Below are 17,050 nucleotides of genomic sequence, written 5' to 3'. Positions count from 1 at the left end.
GTGGAACGCAATTTGTTATAAGAAAGGCTTCACATCACCTACGCCTTCACGCACCACGACCGGCGTATCATCAGTAAGATCAATAACCGTTGTTGGTTTCTGCCCGAGATAGCCGCCGTGAATAATCAAGTCCACCTGTTTTTCCAGACGGTCTTTAATTTCTTCCGGATCGGATTCGGTAAATTCGCTGCCTGGCAGCATTAGCGAAGTGGAAAGCATCGGTTCGCCCAGTGCTTCAAGCAACGCCTGCGCAATCGGGTTAGAAGGCACACGCATACCGATGGTTTTGCGTTTTTCCTGCAACAGACGGCGTGGCACCTCCTTCGTCCCTTTCAGGATGAAGGTGTAGTTGCCCGGCGTGTTGTTTTTCATCAAACGAAACGCAACGTTATCCACGAATGAATAGGTCGAGAGCTCAGAAAGATCGCGACACATCAGGGTAAAGTTGTGACCGTCCGGCAGCTGGCGAATTCGACAAATACGCTCCATGGCGTTTTTATCTTCAATTTTACAGCCGAGCGCATAGCCGGAATCGGTTGGATAAACAATCACCCCGCCTTTACGCACGATCTCCACCGCCTGGTTGATCAGACGTTGCTGCGGATTATCAGGATGAATATAAAAAAACTGGCTCATAATTCCCTCTCTGTGGTGTTCTGCGGCTGTTCCCATAGCTGCCAGACGCCTTCAACGCCTGCAGGCAGCCAGAGTTTACGACCCAGTTCAATCCACGGGCACGGCTGATGAAAATCAGATCCTTGTGATGCCCATAAATGATGCTGACGCGCAAGTGTCGCCAGCTGGGTGCGTTCATTGGGCGATTGCTGGCACTGCGCGACTTCCATCGCGTCGCCGTGGTGTTCAGCAAAATGCGCAACCAATCTTTTCAGCCATTTAGCACTAAGATTGTACCGCCCAGGATGAGCTAGCACCGCCTTACCGCCAGAATGATGAATGACATCAATAGCTTGTTCTATTGTACACCACTGTGGCGGAACGTATCCGGTTTTCCCGCGCGCCAGATATTTTTTAAAGACATCCGCCATTGAACTGGCTTTGCCGCACTCCACAAGGAAACGAGCAAAATGACCGCGCGTCACCGCACCGCCCTGCGCCAGTCGTTGCGCGCCTTCCAGCGCACCTGGTATCTGCGCTTTTTCAAGTCTTTCGGCAATCAGCTGCGCCCGCTGATTGCGCCGTTCTGTCTGCTGCGCGAGGAACTCACACATTAGCGGATGAGTAATATCAATATTCAGCCCGACAATATGAATTTCATGATTTTCCCAGACCGTGGAGATTTCCACGCCGGGAATAAGATTCAGCGCCAGTCCCGAACGTGAAATTTCCTCTCTTGCTGGTGAGATTGCAGCTGTGGTGTCATGGTCGGTGATCGCCAGGGTGCCGACGCGCATCTCGACTGCACGGTGCACCAATGCTTCTGGCGTCAGGCAGCCATCGGAAGCTGTGGTATGGCTGTGCAGGTCGTAAATCACTGCGTAATTCGTGTCGCTCAAGGCGCACTCCCGTTCTGGATAATGTTTTTTGCGCCGACATCATAACGGTTCTGGCAAATATTCTGAAATGAGCTGTTGACAATTAATCATCGAACTAGTTAACTAGTACGCAAGTTCACGTAAAAAGGGTATCGACAATGAAAGCAATTTTCGTACTGAAAGGTTGGTGGCGCACTTCCTGAAACGGGCAGTGTATTCACCATGCGTAAAGCAATCAGATACCCAGCCCGCCTGATGAGCGGGCTTTTTTTTGAACAAAATTAGAGAATAACAATGCAAACACAAAAACCGACTCTTGAACTGCTAACCTGCGAAGGCGCTTATCGCGACAACCCGACTGCGCTTTTTCACCAGTTGTGTGGGAATCGTCCAGCAACGCTGCTGCTGGAATCCGCAGATATCGACAGCAAAGATGATTTAAAAAGCCTGCTGCTGGTAGACAGTGCGCTGCGCATTACAGCATTAGGTGACACTGTCACAATTCAGGCACTTTCCGGCAATGGCGAAGCCCTGTTGGCACTACTGGATAACGCCCTGCCTGCGGGTGTGGAAAATGAACAATCACCAAACTGCCGTGTGCTGCGCTTCCCCCCTGTCAGTCCACTGCTGGATGAAGACGCCCGCTTATGCTCCCTTTCGGTTTTTGACGCTTTCCGCTTATTGCAGAATCTGTTGAATGTACCGAAGGAAGAACGAGAAGCAATGTTCTTCGGCGGCCTGTTCTCTTATGACCTTGTGGCGGGGTTTGAAGATTTACCGCAACTGTCAGCGGAAAATAACTGCCCTGATTTCTGTTTTTATCTCGCTGAAACGCTGATGGTGATTGACCATCAGAAAAAAAGCACCCGCATTCAGGCCAGTCTTTTTGCTCCGAATGAAGAAGAAAAACAACGTCTCACTGCTCGCCTGAACGATCTTCGCCAGCAGCTGACCGAAACCGCGCCACCGCTGCCGGTGGTTTCCGTGCCGCATATGCATTGTGAATGTAACCAGAGCGATGAAGAGTTCGGTGGCGTAGTGCGTTTGTTGCAAAAAGCGATTCGCGCCGGAGAAATTTTCCAGGTGGTGCCATCTCGCCGTTTCTCTCTGCCCTGCCCGTCACCGCTGGCGGCCTATTACGTGCTGAAAAAGAGTAATCCCAGCCCGTATATGTTTTTTATGCAGGATAATGATTTCACCCTGTTTGGCGCGTCGCCGGAGAGCTCGCTCAAGTATGACGCCACCAGCCGCCAGATTGAGATCTACCCGATTGCCGGAACACGTCCACGCGGTCGTCGTGCCGATGGTTCGCTGGACAGAGACCTCGACAGCCGCATCGAACTGGAAATGCGTACCGATCATAAAGAGCTTTCTGAACATCTGATGCTGGTGGATCTCGCCCGTAATGATCTGGCACGCATTTGCACCCCCGGCAGCCGCTACGTCGCCGATCTCACCAAAGTTGACCGTTACTCTTACGTGATGCACCTGGTCTCCCGCGTGGTCGGTGAGCTGCGCCACGATCTCGACGCCCTGCACGCTTACCGCGCCTGTATGAATATGGGGACGTTAAGCGGTGCACCGAAAGTACGCGCTATGCAGTTAATTGCCGAGGCGGAAGGTCGTCGCCGCGGCAGCTACGGCGGCGCGGTAGGTTATTTCACCGCGCATGGCGATCTCGACACCTGCATTGTGATCCGCTCGGCACTGGTGGAAAACGGTATCGCCACCGTGCAAGCCGGTGCTGGCGTGGTACTTGATTCTGTTCCGCAGTCGGAAGCCGACGAAACCCGTAATAAAGCCCGCGCTGTACTGCGCGCTATTGCCACCGCGCATCATGCACAGGAGACGTTCTGATGGCTGACATTCTGCTGCTCGATAATATCGACTCTTTTACTTACAACCTGGCAGATCAGTTGCGCAGCAATGGTCATAACGTGGTGATTTACCGCAACCATATTCCGGCGCAGACCTTAATTGAACGCCTGGCGACAATGAGCAATCCGGTGCTGATGCTTTCTCCTGGCCCCGGTGTGCCAAGCGAAGCCGGTTGTATGCCAGAACTCCTCACCCGCCTGCGCGGCAAGCTGCCAATTATTGGCATTTGCCTCGGTCATCAGGCGATTGTCGAAGCTTATGGGGGGTATGTCGGTCAGGCGGGCGAAATTCTTCACGGTAAAGCCTCCAGCATTGAACACGACGGTCAGGCGATGTTTGCCGGATTAACAAACCCGCTGCCAGTGGCGCGTTATCACTCGCTGGTTGGCAGTAACATTCCGGCCGGTTTAACCATCAACGCCCATTTTAATGGCATGGTGATGGCAGTGCGTCACGATGCAGATCGCGTTTGTGGATTCCAGTTCCATCCGGAATCCATTCTTACTACCCAGGGCGCTCGCCTGCTGGAACAAACATTGGCCTGGGCGCAGCAGAAACTGGAACCGACTAACACGCTGCAACCGATTCTGGAAAAACTGTATCAGGCGCAGACGCTTAGCCAGCAAGAAAGCCACCAGCTGTTTTCAGCAGTGGTGCATGGCGAGCTGAAGCCAGAACAGCTCGCGGCGGCTCTGGTAAGCATGAAAATTCGCGGCGAGCACCCAAACGAAATCGCCGGAGCAGCAACCGCGCTACTGGAAAACGCCGCGCCGTTCCCGCGCCCGGATTATCTGTTTGCCGATATCGTCGGTACCGGTGGTGACGGCAGCAACAGTATCAATATTTCTACCGCCAGTGCTTTTGTCGCCGCGGCCTGTGGGCTGAAAGTGGCGAAACACGGCAACCGTAGCGTCTCCAGTAAATCCGGCTCGTCGGATCTGCTGGCGGCGTTCGGTATTAATCTTGATATGAACGCCGATAAATCGCGCCAGGCGCTGGATGAGTTAGGCGTCTGTTTCCTCTTTGCGCCGAAATATCACACCGGATTCCGCCACGCGATGTCGGTTCGCCAGCAACTGAAAACCCGCACCCTGTTCAATGTGCTGGGGCCATTGATTAACCCGGCGCATCCGCCGCTGGCGCTAATTGGTGTTTATAGTCCGGAACTGGTGCTGCCGATTGCCGAAACCTTGCGCGTGCTGGGGTATCAACGCGCTGCGGTAGTGCACAGCGGCGGGATGGATGAAGTTTCATTACACGCGCCGACAATCGTTGCCGAACTGCATGACGGTGAAATTAAGAGCTATCAGCTAACTGCAGAAGATTTTGGCCTGACACCCTACCACCAGGAGCAACTGGCAGGCGGAACACCGGAAGAAAACCGTGACATTTTAACACGCTTGTTACAAGGTAAAGGCGACGCCGCCCATGAAGCAGCCGTCGCGGCGAATGTCGCCATGTTAATGCGCCTGCATGGCCATGAAGATCTGCAAGCCAATGCGCAAACCGTTCTTGAGGTACTGCGCAGTGGTTCCGCTTACGACAGAGTCACCGCACTGGCGGCACGAGGGTAAATGATGCAAACCGTTTTAGCGAAAATCGTCGCAGACAAGGCGATTTGGGTAGAAACCCGCAAAGAGCAGCAACCGCTGGCCAGTTTTCAGAATGAGGTTCAGCCGAGCACGCGACATTTTTATGATGCACTTCAGGGTGCACGCACGTCGTTTATTCTGGAGTGCAAAAAAGCGTCGCCGTCAAAAGGCGTGATCCGTGATGATTTCGATCCGGCACGCATTGCCGCCATTTATAAACATTACGCTTCGGCAATTTCGGTGCTGACTGATGAGAAATATTTTCAGGGGAGCTTTGATTTCCTCCCCATCGTCAGCCAAATCGCCCCGCAGCCGATTTTATGTAAAGACTTCATTATCGATCCTTACCAGATCTATCTGGCGCGCTATTACCAGGCCGATGCCTGCTTATTAATGCTTTCAGTACTGGATGACGAACAATATCGCCAGCTTGCTGCCGTCGCCCACAGTCTGGAGATGGGTGTGCTGACCGAAGTCAGTAATGAAGAGGAACTGGAGCGTGCCATTGCATTGGGGGCAAAGGTCGTTGGCATCAACAACCGCGATCTGCGTGATTTGTCGATTGATCTCAACCGTACCCGCGAGCTTGCGCCGAAACTGGGGCACAACGTGACGGTAATCAGCGAATCCGGCATCAATACTTACGCTCAGGTGCGCGAGTTAAGCCACTTCGCTAACGGTTTTCTGATTGGTTCGGCGTTGATGGCCCATGACGATTTGAACGCCGCCGTGCGCCGGGTGTTGCTGGGTGAGAATAAAGTATGTGGCCTGACGCGTGGGCAAGATGCTAAAGCAGCTTATGACGCGGGCGCGATTTACGGTGGGTTGATTTTTGTTGCGACATCACCGCGTTGCGTCAACGTTGAACAGGCGCAGGAAGTGATGGCTGCGGCACCGTTGCAGTATGTTGGCGTGTTCCGCAATCACGATATTGCCGATGTGGTGGACAAAGCTAAGGTGTTATCACTTGCGGCAGTGCAACTGCATGGTAATGAAGATCAACAATATATCGACACATTGCGTGGCGCGCTGCCCGCAAACATTGCCATCTGGAAAGCATTAAGCGTCGGTGAAACCCTGCCCGCCCGCGAGCTTCAGCACGTTGATAAATATGTTTTAGACAACGGCCAGGGTGGAAGCGGGCAACGTTTCGACTGGTCACTGTTAAACGGTCAATCGCTTGGCAACGTTCTGCTGGCGGGGGGCTTAGGCGCAGATAACTGCGTGGAAGCGGCACAAACCGGCTGCGCCGGACTTGATTTTAATTCTGCTGTAGAGTCGCAACCGGGCATCAAAGACGCACGTCTTTTGGCCTCGGTTTTCCAGACGCTGCGCGCATATTAAGGAAAGGAACAATGACAACATTACTTAACCCCTATTTTGGTGAGTTTGGCGGCATGTACGTGCCACAAATCCTGATGCCTGCTCTGCGCCAGCTGGAAGAAGCTTTTGTCAGCGCGCAAAAAGATCCTGAATTTCAGGCCCAGTTCAACGACCTGCTGAAAAACTATGCCGGGCGTCCAACCGCACTCACCAAATGCCAGAACATCACGGCTGGCACTAACACCACGCTGTATCTCAAGCGCGAAGATTTGCTGCACGGCGGCGCGCATAAAACTAACCAGGTGCTCGGTCAGGCTTTACTGGCGAAGCGGATGGGTAAAACCGAAATCATCGCCGAAACCGGTGCCGGTCAGCATGGCGTGGCGTCGGCCCTTGCCAGCGCCCTGCTCGGCCTGAAATGCCGTATTTATATGGGTGCCAAAGACGTTGAACGCCAGTCGCCTAACGTTTTTCGTATGCATTTAATGGGCGCGGAAGTGATCCCGGTGCATAGCGGTTCCGCGACGCTGAAAGATGCCTGTAATGAGGCGCTGCGCGACTGGTCCGGCAGTTATGAAACCGCGCACTATATGCTGGGCACCGCAGCTGGCCCACATCCTTATCCGACCATTGTCCGTGAGTTCCAGCGGATGATTGGCGAAGAAACCAAAGCACAGATTCTGGAAAGAGAAGGTCGCCTGCCGGATGCGGTTATCGCTTGTGTTGGCGGCGGTTCAAATGCCATCGGCATGTTTGCTGATTTTATCAACGAAACCGACGTCGGCCTGATTGGTGTCGAACCAGGCGGTCACGGTATCGAAACTGGCGAGCACGGCGCACCGTTAAAACACGGTCGCGTGGGCATCTATTTCGGTATGAAAGCGCCGATGATGCAAACCGAAGACGGACAGATTGAAGAATCTTACTCCATCTCCGCCGGACTGGATTTCCCGTCTGTCGGCCCACAACACGCGTATCTTAACAGCACTGGACGCGCTGATTACGTGTCAATTACCGATGATGAAGCACTGGAAGCCTTCAAAACGCTGTGCCTGCACGAAGGGATCATCCCGGCGCTGGAGTCCTCCCACGCCCTGGCCCATGCGCTGAAAATGATGCGCGAAAACCCGGAAAAAGAGCAGCTACTGGTGGTTAACCTTTCCGGTCGCGGCGATAAAGACATCTTCACCGTTCACGATATTTTGAAAGCACGAGGGGAAATCTGATGGAACGCTACGAATCTCTGTTTGCCCAGTTGAAGGAGCGCAAAGAAGGCGCATTCGTTCCTTTCGTCACGCTCGGTGATCCGGGCATTGAGCAGTCGCTGAAAATTATCGACACGCTAATTGAAGCCGGTGCTGACGCGCTGGAGTTAGGTATCCCCTTCTCCGACCCACTGGCGGATGGCCCGACGATTCAAAACGCCACACTGCGTGCCTTTGCGGCAGGTGTGACCCCGGCACAGTGCTTTGAGATGCTGGCACTGATTCGCCAGAAGCACCCGACCATTCCCATCGGCCTTTTGATGTATGCCAACCTAGTGTTTAGCAAAGGCATTGATGAGTTTTATGCCCAGTGCGAGAAAGTCGGCGTCGATTCGGTGCTGGTTGCCGATGTGCCAGTGGAAGAGTCCGCTCCCTTCCGCCAGGCCGCGTTGCGTCATAATGTCGCACCTATCTTTATTTGCCCGCCGAATGCCGACGATGATTTGCTGCGCCAGATAGCCTCCTACGGTCGTGGATACACCTATTTATTGTCACGTGCGGGCGTGACCGGCGCAGAAAACCGCGCCGCGTTACCCCTCAATCATCTGGTCACGAAGCTGAAAGAGTACAATGCTGCGCCTCCATTGCAGGGCTTTGGTATTTCCGCCCCGGATCAGGTAAAAGCAGCGATTGATGCAGGAGCTGCAGGCGCGATTTCAGGTTCAGCCATTGTTAAAATCATCGAGCAACATATTAATGAGCCAGAGAAAATGCTGGTGGCACTGAAAGCTTTTGTACAACCGATGAAAGCGGCTACGCGCAGTTAATCCCACAGCCGCCAGTTCCGCTGGCGGCATTTTAACTTTCTTTAACGAAGCCAGAAAAATCCTAAATTCATTTAATATTTATCTTTTTACCGTTTCGCTTCCCCCTGTCAAACGTCAACTTACGTCATTTTTCCGCCCAACAGTAATATAATCAAATAAATTAATCCCGCAACATAACACCAGTAAAATCAATAATTTTCTCTAAGTCACTTATTCCTCAGGCAATTGTTAATATATCAAGAACGTTCCTCATAATATATTTTCCCTCTTTCTTCTCGTTGCGCTTAATTTGACTAATTTTCATTAGCAACTAATTTTAATGAGTGTCGACACACAACACTCATATTAATGAAACAATGCAACGCAACGGGAGAAATAACATGGCCGAACATCGTGGTGGTTCAGGAAATTTCGCCGAAGACCGTGAAAAGGCATCCGACGCTGGCCGTAAAGGCGGTCAGCATAGCGGCGGTAATTTTAAAAATGATCCGCAACGCGCATCTGAAGCGGGTAAAAAAGGCGGTCAACAAAGCGGTGGTAATAAATCAGGCAAATCCTGATTCACCGTTAATTATTAATATCAGCTGATAAAGATAATTGCATCTGCGGGCCGTATGGCTCGCAGTGATTTCACTGGAGAAAAATATGAATATGAAGACCATTGAAGATGTATTTATTCACCTGCTTTCAGATACCTACAGCGCAGAAAAACAATTAACCCGGGCACTGGCAAAACTCGCAAGAGCAACATCAAACGAAAAATTAAGTCAGGCTTTTCATGCGCACCTCGAGGAAACACATGGACAGATTGAACGTATTGATCAAGTTGTGGAATCAGAATCGAACCTGAAAATTAAGCGCATGAAATGTGTGGCAATGGAAGGTCTTATTGAAGAAGCTAATGAGGTCATCGAAAGTACCGAGAAAAACGAAGTGCGTGATGCCGCACTGATTGCCGCAGCACAGAAAGTCGAGCATTATGAGATCGCCAGTTACGGGACATTAGCGACGCTGGCTGAACAATTAGGTTATCGTAAAGCAGCGAAGCTTCTGAAAGAGACCCTGGAAGAAGAAAAGGCCACCGACATCAAATTGACTGATCTGGCCCTTAATAACGTAAATAAGAAAGCCGAAAATAAAGCCTGAAATATGAATTTTAACTTTTAGTCATTTTATAAAGAGGACATTTTCATGAATCGTATTGAACATTATCATGACTGGTTACGTGACGCCCACGCAATGGAAAAGCAAGCCGAATCTATGCTTGAATCCATGGCCAGCCGTATAGATAATTATCCTGAACTACGCGCTCGTATTGAACAACATCTTAGTGAAACCAAAAACCAGATTATTCAACTGGAAACTATTCTTGATCGTAATGACATTTCACGTTCAGTCATTAAAGATTCCATGAGTAAAATGGCTGCGCTTGGGCAGTCAATCGGTGGTATATTCCCTTCTGATGAAATAGTCAAAGGCTCTATTAGCGGATATGTCTTCGAGCAATTTGAAATCGCCTGTTACACCTCACTATTAGCAGCAGCAAAAAATGCCGGTGATACAGCTTCAATTCCAACCATCGAAGCGATTTTAAATGAGGAAAAGCAAATGGCCGACTGGCTGATTCAGCATATTCCGCAAACAACTGAGAAATTTTTAATTCGCTCTGAAACTGATGGCGTAGAAGCGAAGAAATAATACCCTTTATACCATGTCCTTATTGACCCCGTATATTACGGGGTCGTTTTTGTGCGGAATTAAAAACGATATCCTGCTGAGAACATAAACACCCACGGATCGAGGCGTACGCTATCGTGTTGCTGTGCACCGCCCAGCTTATAATTGGCGGTGGTATCGATATCCATGTACCAGACTGACATGTTTTAAAAAATGCAATAAGACATTGTATCTGAAAGAAAAAACAGGATTTTGAGGCGCTTTTTTATACCGTTTTTCCGTGTTTTTAACTGCCTGATTTTATTGAAATCTTTTTTAGTTTTGCAGAAAGGATTTTTTGCTCGATCGCTTTAATTTTATACATTCCTGATAACGGAAATTTTTTTGCCCGTTGACAGTTTTTGTTCTCCGGGGCTATATTCCTCACACAACCGCAAAATCGGTTGTCGGGATTGGCGTCTCGGATAACATCACAACGCATAGCCGCGTTTGCGGTTTTTTTTGCGTTAAGCATTGCCACATTCGCATTATGGTGGGGCGTGCAGGGGCGGAGAAATCCGCGCCGGGTTTTGTGATGACCGGTTACGCCAACCCTGTACGTCTCACCACCTCCCTGATTGGCGTCAGATGTGGTGATCATCCAATTAATTGGAGTCATCACATATGAATACAGCTATAACTTTTTCTAACGAGTCACCAAAAGTCTTTTTCAAAGATGGTCGCCTGGTTACCACCTCTCAAGCTGTTGCCGACTACTTCGATAAACAACATAAACACGTTTTAGCTAAGATTGACACACTCGACTGCTCTCCCGAATTTACATCAGCCAACTTTTCGGCCGATGTTCAGACTGTCGAAATTGGCAACGGCGCAGAACGTGAATCACGATGCTACCTGATCACAAAAGACGGCTTCATGTTCCTCGTAATGGGATTTACTGGCAAAAAAGCAGCCAGACTAAAAGAAGCTTACATTGAAAAATTTAACGCAATGGAAGAAGAACTCCACAAACGTCCTCCTGCAGCACAAAACTCCCCCGCCCCAAATAATGGATGCGCATTACTGATCCACTTCGATAAACACGGTCAGGTCGAGTTCACAGAAAAAGTCCCCGCCGATGCGATGGTATGCACGCTGGAACGGTTTAAATTTTATCTGGAGCAACATGGGTGGATCGTTGCCCGTAAAGAACAATTGGTGGAAAGGTTGATGCGGTTTTAATGAATGCAAAACCCCGGATGATCACCGGGGTTAATTTTATCGAGCGTGATTGCCGCTAATCGCCATCGCTCTGATTGAGCGTAAATCATTCAGGTTATTCAGTTCTTCCTTCTGCTCTCGCTGACGTCAATAAATCCCATCATTGCGATCAACCTCATCCTTAACCATTGATGCGAGCAGTTCTTCCAGTTTCTGCGCTGACAGCTTTACCTGGTGATCTTCAGCATCTTCCCGGGCTATTGTGGTTCGCGCAGTGGCTGATTTTGCTGACATCACCACAGGGGGCAGACGGACCATTGAACCATGGCCTCCGGAACAAATAAGGGCAAAAATAACAACCACTATCGAAAGCTCACAAACTAACCGCAGCACGTTCCTGCATACGACGTGTCTGCGGCATAATCCCAATGATTACTCCCTGACAGGATTTGCAGGCCACTCAATATCAGGTGCAGTTGATGTATCAACACGATTCAACAATACCCGATATTTATTCCATGCCTCCAGCAACGATCTTTCTTCCTCCGTTGCGATTTCCAGATCTACAGCATCCTGCAGTGGCGCAATATACTCACTGAATTCCTGGATGTAGAACTGTGTGGTGACGGTCTTCCAGCCATTCGGCTCCTGCTGTATCGAAGCATACCAGGCTATTTCAATATCGCTATGCTGCGGCAGCATTTAACCCCTTGTAATTCATCGCCATAATTGATTTAATTCACAAATAAAACTATAACATGGTGAAACCAATGAAAAAAAACACAGATGATGGGGCTAAAATTTACACACCACTTACCCTAAAGCTTTATGACTGGTGGGTTTTGGGAGTATCAAATCGGCTTGCATGGGGATGTCCTACAAAGGAACACCTTCTTCCACACTTTCTGGAACATGTAGGTAACAACCATCTGGATATTGGTGTTGGAACTGGGTTTTACCTTACTCACGTACCTGAGAGTAGTCTGATATCTTTAATGGATTTGAACGAAGCTAGCCTGAACGCGGCATCTACAAGGGCTGGGGAATCAAAAATTAAACATAAAATTAGCCATGATGTTTTTGAACCTTATCCCGCGGCGTTACATGGTCAATTTGATTCCATTTCCATGTTTTACCTTCTTCACTGCCTGCCTGGAAATATATCTACAAAAAGCTGTGTAATACGCAATACGGCGCAGGCCTTAACTGACGATGGAACTCTATACGGAGCCACAATTCTTGGCGATGGAGTTGTGCACAATAGCTTCGGTCAAAAACTGATGCGCATTTACAATCAGAAAGGCATCTTTTCAAACACAAAAGATTCCGAAGAAGGCTTAACACATATACTCTCAGAGCATTTCGAGAATGTTAAAACCAAGGTTCAAGGTACTGTAGTAATGTTTTCCGCTTCAGGGAAAAAATAGCATCCAACCGCAGCACGTTCTTGCTTAAGACGTGCTGCGGCATAATCCCAATGATTACTCCCTGACAGGGTTCGTAGGCCACTCAATATCAGGTGCAGTTGATGTATCAACACGGTTCAGCAACACCCGATACTTTTTCCAGGCTTCCAGCAATGAGGTTTCTTCCTCCGTTGCAATTTCCAGATCTGCAGCGTCCTGAAGCGGCGCAATATGCTCACTGGCTACCTGCATCAGGTTGTTTTTTGTTTCTTCCGCCTCCCGGATCCGGAACAGTTTTTCTGCTTCCGTATCCTTCACCCAGGCTGTGCCGTTCCACTTCTGAAACTCCCCTTCCGGCGATAACCAGGTAACATTTTCCGGTAACGGACCGAGTTCAGAAATAAATAACTCGTCCCCTGACGCTACGTCATAAACCGTTTTACCCCGATGGTCTTCAACGAGATGCCACGATGCCTCATCACTGTTGAAAACAGCCACAAAGCCAGCAGGAATATCTGGTGGTGCAATATCGGTACTGTTTGCTGGCAGACCTGTATGAGGCGGAATATATGCGTCACCTTCACCAATAAATTCATTAGTTCCGGCCAGCAGATTATAAATTTTTATGGTCCGTGCTTGTTCACTCATTCTGAATGCCATTATGCAAGCCTCACAATATAGTTAAATGCGATGTTTTTGACGGTGTTTTCCGCGTTACCCGCAGCGTTAACGGTGATGGTGTGTCCATGTGAACCAATCGCAACGGAGTGCGTATGCGCACCAATACCTACAGTATGTGCATGTGCGCCAGAACTTGCTGCAGTACCAGACAGCGAGTGGGTATGAGCACCTGCTGACTGTGTCTGAATACGTTGATAATACGATCTATAGGAAGAAGTCTCCGGGCTTACTTGATACTGTGAATTCTGGACATAAGTGAACCCACCGCCATCATAAAATGCTAACGCAGAACCGCCGCCTCCTGGCCAACGAATACCATTACCATGAGTATGAACACCGGCAGACCCCGTAGAGCCACTCAGACTGTGCGTATGCGCCCCGGTGTTATTCGTGGATTTAGTGCCGTAATCAAACGACGATGTGGTTTTCGTCCCCAAATCCGTACTGGATGCGCTGGCGCTGTGGGTGTGCGATTTAATGCCGTCCTGTTCCTGAGACAATACGGCCCGGCCACTGGCGGGTTTGCCCTTGATTGTCCAGCCGCGCATATCTGGAATAACACCTGAAGGATAGGCAATAGCCAGTTTCGGATATGCTGCCTTATCAAACGTCTGCCCCTGCATGATTGCATAACCTGCAGGTGGTGTATCTGATGGCCACGGCAGCGGAACACCTGGCGGAAACGCTTCAATATTTGCCGAGCCGTCAAATTTTACGCCGTTAATTGTCCTTGCAGTTTGCAATTTGGTTGCTGTGCTTGCATTACCCGATAAAGATCCAGTGATACCACCACTCGCGTTTAATTTAGTTGCAATTGTAACATTGCCAGTATGGTTACTAATTATAAACGGCCTTAAGCTATTGTGCGTACCAAGACTGTTACCCGAATCTGTCAACATAAAATATGTGTTTGATCCATCATTTCGGATAAAGAATCCATAGTTGCCATAGGCAATACGCAGACCATTTGCTGACCTTGAAATAACCTCACCAGCAGCAGTTAAACCACCTGAAAGAGTCCCTCCAGTTAATGCCAATGCCCCAATATTTGAAGGGGTCAATGTGATATTTGCACTACCATCAAATGACACACCGTTAATCGTTCTGGCTGCCTGAAGTTTCGTGGCGGTCGCAGCATTACCTGTAGTGTTTTGATTACCGGTAGCGTTGACTCCAGGCAAGTTGATATCTGCCGATCCATCAAATGCCACGCCCCCAATCTTACGTGCTGTCTTGATCTTGGTCGCAGTATCTGCGTTTCCGGTCAAATTACCAGTAACACTACCACCAACTTTTAGTCCATTACCGATGGACACCAACCCTGATCTTAAGTTTATAGAGAATGGTCTTAATGAACCGATGTCTCCATTTTCCCCCTCCCCTTCATTAGTCGGAATAAGATGAAGATGATCTTCGGAACGCCTAAAAATAAGGCCAAAGGCTTGGTTGAATATTCGAAGAGCATTTATCGTGCTGATTTTTAACTGCCCTCCCATTGTGTCGCCAGTTTTTTGAACTGAACTATCTTTAACAGTTTTAACTGCCTTTGGCGTTGCCGCCAGCTTTTCACTGGTGCTGTTTGTTGCACTGCTGAGCTGTACTATCCCCTTTTTCGTCGTGCTCGCATCCTCCAGCGCCACGGCGGATGCAATATCCTCTGCCCGTTTTGCTGCTGTCTCGGCGCGCGTTGCCGCGGATTCAGCAGCAACTTTGCTCTGAGATGCAGCCGTCGCACTGCCTGCCGCCTCTGATGCTTTCGTTGTTGCTGTCGTGGCACTACCTTTCGCTGCTGACGCTTGTCTGGTCGCCTCATCTTTTGAAGCAGACGCAGATGATGCCGATGACGCCGCTGAACTGGCTGACGATGCGGCTGCCGCCTTAGAGGAAGCAGCATTGTCTGCTGAAGTCTTTGCATTTGTTTCAGAGGTTTTTGCTGCAGAAGCAGACCTCGCTGCTGCAGTGGCTTGCTCAGTGGCTTTGCCAGCCTTCGTTGTGGCTGTTGAAGCGGATGATGCGGCGCTTTCTGCCGATTTTCCGGCGGCGGTGGCACTGGCTGAGGCCTGCCCGGCACTTGTTGACGCGGCACTGGCAGATAATGCAGCCGCTGTTTTTGAACCTGCCGCAGCTGAGGCGCTCTGTCCCGCTGCTGTTTCAGAAGACTTAGCGTTCGTCTCGGACGTTTTTGCCGCCTTCGCGGAATTTCCTGCCGCCGTTGCCGAGGAAGCTGCACTACTGGCACTTGATGATGCATTCGTTTCTGAAGATTTCGCTGCCTCTTTTGAGGCCGCCGCACCCCGTGCCGAGGTGGCAGCTTCTGACGCCTTCGTGGTCGCTGTGGATGCAGAAGTGGCTGCCGATTTTTGTGATGCTGCGGCATTCGTTTCTGACGTTTTCGCGGCACTGGCGCTGGTAGCTGCCGCGCTTTTTGATGACTCTGCAGCAGCAGCACTTTTTGCTGCTTCACGGGTCTTTGTCGATGCCGTTCCTGCGCTGGAAGACGCTGACTGAGCCGACGACGCGGCCTGTCCGGCTGACGTGCTGGCGGCACGTGCTGAGGCTGCAGCATCGGTTGCATGAGTTGCCGCCTCGCTGGCTGATGCACTGGCATCGCTGGCTGATTTTTTCGCGGCTGCCGTATTCTGTGCAACCGCGGAGGCGTTACGTGACACCTCTTCCACCATCTGCTCAAAGCGGCGCAGTGCCTCCGGTCGGACATCATCCTCCGTCATGGCACCGAGAAAATCATTCAGCGTACCTGATCTGGAACCTTCATAGACGGTAATGGTCCCGGCATGTGAAGGCGGAAAACCTTCAACCAGCAGGGTGACGCTGTACTGACCATGCTCAACATCCATGCTGTAACGTCCGGCTTCATCCGGATTTTCAGAGGCCACCGTGTTCACCACCACCGTGCTGCTGGTTCGTCTGGCCTTCAGCACAATGGTGCAGTTCTGTACTGGTTTTCCTGTGCCATCTTTAAGCACGCCAGAAATTTTTACTGTCATACTTTTCCACCAATAAAAAAAGCCCGCAGCAGTGACGCCACGGGCTTCAGGACAGTGTAACTTTACGTTTCCTCAAACGCAGTTCACCCCATAAGGTGGATGAACCTGCGTATCATAACAATATTTACAGAAGATAAATCGGCGTCTGTTGTCAGAAACGGTATCCGATACCAACAATAAATGCATCCGTTCGCCAGTCGCCACTACCGGAACCTTCATAAGCAAGGTCAATGGTCACGGATTCGGTCGGATTAAACTGCACGCCAGCCCCCCACGCCAGAGACGTGTTGCTGTGGCGACCGTCATCACTTCCGGTCAGCACATCGTGCGTTTTCCCCTTGTTGTCAGTTACGCGGAGATAATCCCCGGAGAAAGTCGACACACGGCTGTAAGCCACACCCACCATCGCATACGCGCTGAACCATTCATTCACGCGTACAGACGGCCCCGCCATCACGCTGAACCAGCGGTTACGCACGGAATCTTCATGCCAGCGGGTATCGCTGTAGCGCGTTTTTTGCTCATCCTCAGCATTGGCATAACTGAAGGACGTAATCAGCCCCAGCGCGTCCGTAAACTCATAACGGTATTTCACGTTAATCCCGTTCAGATCATCACTACCGGGAACGTTCGTCGAGGCATGGAGATACCCCGCGCTCAGCGTGGACTGATGTTCTGCTGCACTCGCTGGCGTAGCAGCGGCGACCTGCCAGACTACTGCGGACAAAATAACAGCACATAATTTACGCATAATTACCTCTCG

Annotated in this window: 18 protein-coding genes, 3 pseudogenes and 1 other annotated feature; of the genes and pseudogenes, 12 read left to right on the top strand and 9 right to left on the bottom strand. The window is 50.3% G+C overall.

The features are described from left to right. Window positions 1-15 precede the first annotated feature (15 nt). Window positions 16-636 carry an L-threonylcarbamoyladenylate synthase gene (locus tag G434_RS22630; RefSeq protein WP_001295575.1) on the bottom strand — a complete coding sequence of 207 codons (621 nt, stop codon included), beginning with the start codon at window positions 634-636 and terminating at the stop codon, window positions 16-18. After that, window positions 633-1,514: an RNase RNM gene (rnm, locus tag G434_RS22635; RefSeq protein ID WP_001285692.1), complete on the bottom strand. Its 882-nt coding sequence runs from the start codon at window positions 1,512-1,514 to the stop codon at window positions 633-635. The genes G434_RS22630 and rnm overlap by 4 nt, the downstream gene beginning before the upstream one ends. Before the next feature lie 137 nt (window positions 1,515-1,651). Between rnm and trpL the strand changes: the two genes are divergently transcribed. From trpL to G434_RS22675, 9 genes are all read left to right on the top strand, one after another. Beyond that, on the top strand, window positions 1,652-1,696 hold the full coding sequence (gene trpL / locus G434_RS26870) for a trp operon leader peptide (protein WP_001700591.1): 45 nt from the start codon (window positions 1,652-1,654) through the stop codon (window positions 1,694-1,696). Next, window positions 1,673-1,766, top strand: a sequence feature (Trp leader region). (Overlaps the previous gene by 24 nt.) A gap of 21 nt (window positions 1,767-1,787) precedes the next feature. Next, window positions 1,788-3,350, top strand: a complete 1,563-nt coding sequence (gene trpE / locus G434_RS22640) for an anthranilate synthase component I (RefSeq protein WP_001194627.1) — start codon at window positions 1,788-1,790, stop codon at window positions 3,348-3,350. Next, window positions 3,350-4,945: a bifunctional anthranilate synthase glutamate amidotransferase component TrpG/anthranilate phosphoribosyltransferase TrpD gene (gene trpD, locus G434_RS22645; RefSeq protein ID WP_000763518.1), complete on the top strand. Its 1,596-nt coding sequence runs from the start codon at window positions 3,350-3,352 to the stop codon at window positions 4,943-4,945. The genes trpE and trpD overlap by 1 nt, the downstream gene beginning before the upstream one ends. Then, window positions 4,946-6,307, top strand: coding sequence for a bifunctional indole-3-glycerol-phosphate synthase TrpC/phosphoribosylanthranilate isomerase TrpF (gene trpCF / locus G434_RS22650; protein WP_000983887.1), 1,362 nt, complete (start codon window positions 4,946-4,948; stop codon window positions 6,305-6,307). Window positions 6,308-6,318: 11 nt separating this feature from the next. Further along, entirely contained in the window at window positions 6,319-7,512 is a 1,194-nt protein-coding gene (trpB, locus tag G434_RS22655; protein WP_000209502.1) for a tryptophan synthase subunit beta, read from the top strand. Continuing rightward, entirely contained in the window at window positions 7,512-8,318 is an 807-nt protein-coding gene (gene trpA, locus G434_RS22660) for a tryptophan synthase subunit alpha (RefSeq protein WP_000443081.1), read from the top strand. The genes trpB and trpA overlap by 1 nt, the downstream gene beginning before the upstream one ends. Before the next feature lie 380 nt (window positions 8,319-8,698). Further along, entirely contained in the window at window positions 8,699-8,878 is a 180-nt protein-coding gene (locus G434_RS22665) for a con-10 family general stress protein (protein WP_000807651.1), read from the top strand. Window positions 8,879-8,963: 85 nt separating this feature from the next. Further along, the gene (locus tag G434_RS22670; RefSeq protein WP_001056491.1) at window positions 8,964-9,464 is read left to right on the top strand and encodes a YciE/YciF ferroxidase family protein; all 501 of its coding nucleotides are present in this window, start codon (window positions 8,964-8,966) and stop codon (window positions 9,462-9,464) included. Window positions 9,465-9,509: 45 nt separating this feature from the next. Next, entirely contained in the window at window positions 9,510-10,016 is a 507-nt protein-coding gene (locus G434_RS22675) for a ferritin-like domain-containing protein (RefSeq protein WP_001079489.1), read from the top strand. Window positions 10,017-10,075: 59 nt separating this feature from the next. Here G434_RS22675 and G434_RS26865 read toward each other — a convergent pair. Then, window positions 10,076-10,201: pseudogene (locus G434_RS26865) on the bottom strand (OmpW family outer membrane protein); the annotation flags it as partial. A gap of 185 nt (window positions 10,202-10,386) precedes the next feature. On the opposite strand from G434_RS26865, the gene G434_RS26860 reads away from it, so the two are divergent. Together G434_RS26860 and G434_RS22680 are read left to right on the top strand one after the other, a co-directional pair. After that, a complete protein-coding gene (locus G434_RS26860; RefSeq protein WP_072256401.1) occupies window positions 10,387-10,662 on the top strand; it encodes an ash family protein in 276 nt (91 codons plus the stop codon). Then, a complete protein-coding gene (locus tag G434_RS22680; RefSeq protein ID WP_001348267.1) occupies window positions 10,659-11,216 on the top strand; it encodes a Rha family transcriptional regulator in 558 nt (185 codons plus the stop codon). Before G434_RS26860 ends, G434_RS22680 begins: the two co-directional genes overlap by 4 nt. A gap of 36 nt (window positions 11,217-11,252) precedes the next feature. Here G434_RS22680 and G434_RS31065 read toward each other — a convergent pair. Both G434_RS31065 and G434_RS30625 read right to left on the bottom strand, forming a co-directional pair. Then, a pseudogene (locus tag G434_RS31065) lies at window positions 11,253-11,531 on the bottom strand (DUF4376 domain-containing protein); the annotation flags it as partial. Between the two features lie 96 nt (window positions 11,532-11,627). After that, window positions 11,628-11,804: pseudogene (locus tag G434_RS30625) on the bottom strand (tail fiber assembly protein); the annotation flags it as partial. A gap of 149 nt (window positions 11,805-11,953) precedes the next feature. Here G434_RS30625 and G434_RS22695 point away from each other — a divergent pair. Then, a complete protein-coding gene (locus tag G434_RS22695; protein WP_122134665.1) occupies window positions 11,954-12,622 on the top strand; it encodes a class I SAM-dependent methyltransferase in 669 nt (222 codons plus the stop codon). Here the strand turns inward: G434_RS22695 and G434_RS30910 are convergent. The 4 genes from G434_RS30910 to G434_RS22710 form a co-directional block, all read right to left on the bottom strand. Next, entirely contained in the window at window positions 12,567-12,704 is a 138-nt protein-coding gene (locus tag G434_RS30910) for a hypothetical protein (protein ID WP_001309429.1), read from the bottom strand. The two genes, G434_RS22695 and G434_RS30910, sit on opposite strands and share 56 nt — an antisense overlap. Continuing rightward, window positions 12,677-13,261 carry a tail fiber assembly protein gene (locus tag G434_RS22700; RefSeq protein ID WP_000885577.1) on the bottom strand — a complete coding sequence of 195 codons (585 nt, stop codon included), beginning with the start codon at window positions 13,259-13,261 and terminating at the stop codon, window positions 12,677-12,679. Before G434_RS22700 ends, G434_RS30910 begins: the two co-directional genes overlap by 28 nt. Beyond that, window positions 13,261-16,287, bottom strand: a complete 3,027-nt coding sequence (locus G434_RS22705; protein ID WP_001403614.1) for a prophage tail fiber N-terminal domain-containing protein — start codon at window positions 16,285-16,287, stop codon at window positions 13,261-13,263. Before G434_RS22705 ends, G434_RS22700 begins: the two co-directional genes overlap by 1 nt. Window positions 16,288-16,438: 151 nt before the next feature. After that, window positions 16,439-17,038, bottom strand: coding sequence for an Ail/Lom family outer membrane beta-barrel protein (locus G434_RS22710; protein WP_001228316.1), 600 nt, complete (start codon window positions 17,036-17,038; stop codon window positions 16,439-16,441). Between the last annotated feature and the right edge of the window lie 12 nt (window positions 17,039-17,050).

Source organism: Escherichia sp. KTE172 (genome assembly GCF_000408845.1).
Taxonomy (GTDB): Bacteria; Pseudomonadota; Gammaproteobacteria; order Enterobacterales; family Enterobacteriaceae; genus Escherichia; species Escherichia coli.
The sequence above is the reverse complement of the archived record's forward strand: the minus strand, read 5'-3'. Positions and strand labels throughout refer to the sequence as shown.

Excerpts from the sequence above, each read along its gene's own strand:
- G434_RS22630 (WP_001295575.1), bottom strand. The coding sequence starts at position 636 with ATGAGCCAGTTTTTTTATATTCATCCTGATAATCCGCAGCAACGTCTG.
- trpE (WP_001194627.1), top strand. The coding sequence starts at position 1,788 with ATGCAAACACAAAAACCGACTCTTGAACTGCTAACCTGCGAAGGCGCT.
- trpD (WP_000763518.1), top strand. The coding sequence starts at position 3,350 with ATGGCTGACATTCTGCTGCTCGATAATATCGACTCTTTTACTTACAAC.
- trpCF (WP_000983887.1), top strand. The coding sequence starts at position 4,946 with ATGATGCAAACCGTTTTAGCGAAAATCGTCGCAGACAAGGCGATTTGG.
- trpB (WP_000209502.1), top strand. The coding sequence starts at position 6,319 with ATGACAACATTACTTAACCCCTATTTTGGTGAGTTTGGCGGCATGTAC.
- trpA (WP_000443081.1), top strand. The coding sequence starts at position 7,512 with ATGGAACGCTACGAATCTCTGTTTGCCCAGTTGAAGGAGCGCAAAGAA.
- G434_RS22665 (WP_000807651.1), top strand. The coding sequence starts at position 8,699 with ATGGCCGAACATCGTGGTGGTTCAGGAAATTTCGCCGAAGACCGTGAA.
- G434_RS22670 (WP_001056491.1), top strand. The coding sequence starts at position 8,964 with ATGAATATGAAGACCATTGAAGATGTATTTATTCACCTGCTTTCAGAT.
- G434_RS22675 (WP_001079489.1), top strand. The coding sequence starts at position 9,510 with ATGAATCGTATTGAACATTATCATGACTGGTTACGTGACGCCCACGCA.
- G434_RS22680 (WP_001348267.1), top strand. The coding sequence starts at position 10,659 with ATGAATACAGCTATAACTTTTTCTAACGAGTCACCAAAAGTCTTTTTC.
- G434_RS22695 (WP_122134665.1), top strand. The coding sequence starts at position 11,954 with ATGGTGAAACCAATGAAAAAAAACACAGATGATGGGGCTAAAATTTAC.
- G434_RS22700 (WP_000885577.1), bottom strand. The coding sequence starts at position 13,261 with ATGGCATTCAGAATGAGTGAACAAGCACGGACCATAAAAATTTATAAT.
- G434_RS22705 (WP_001403614.1), bottom strand. The coding sequence starts at position 16,287 with ATGACAGTAAAAATTTCTGGCGTGCTTAAAGATGGCACAGGAAAACCA.
- G434_RS22710 (WP_001228316.1), bottom strand. The coding sequence starts at position 17,038 with ATGCGTAAATTATGTGCTGTTATTTTGTCCGCAGTAGTCTGGCAGGTC.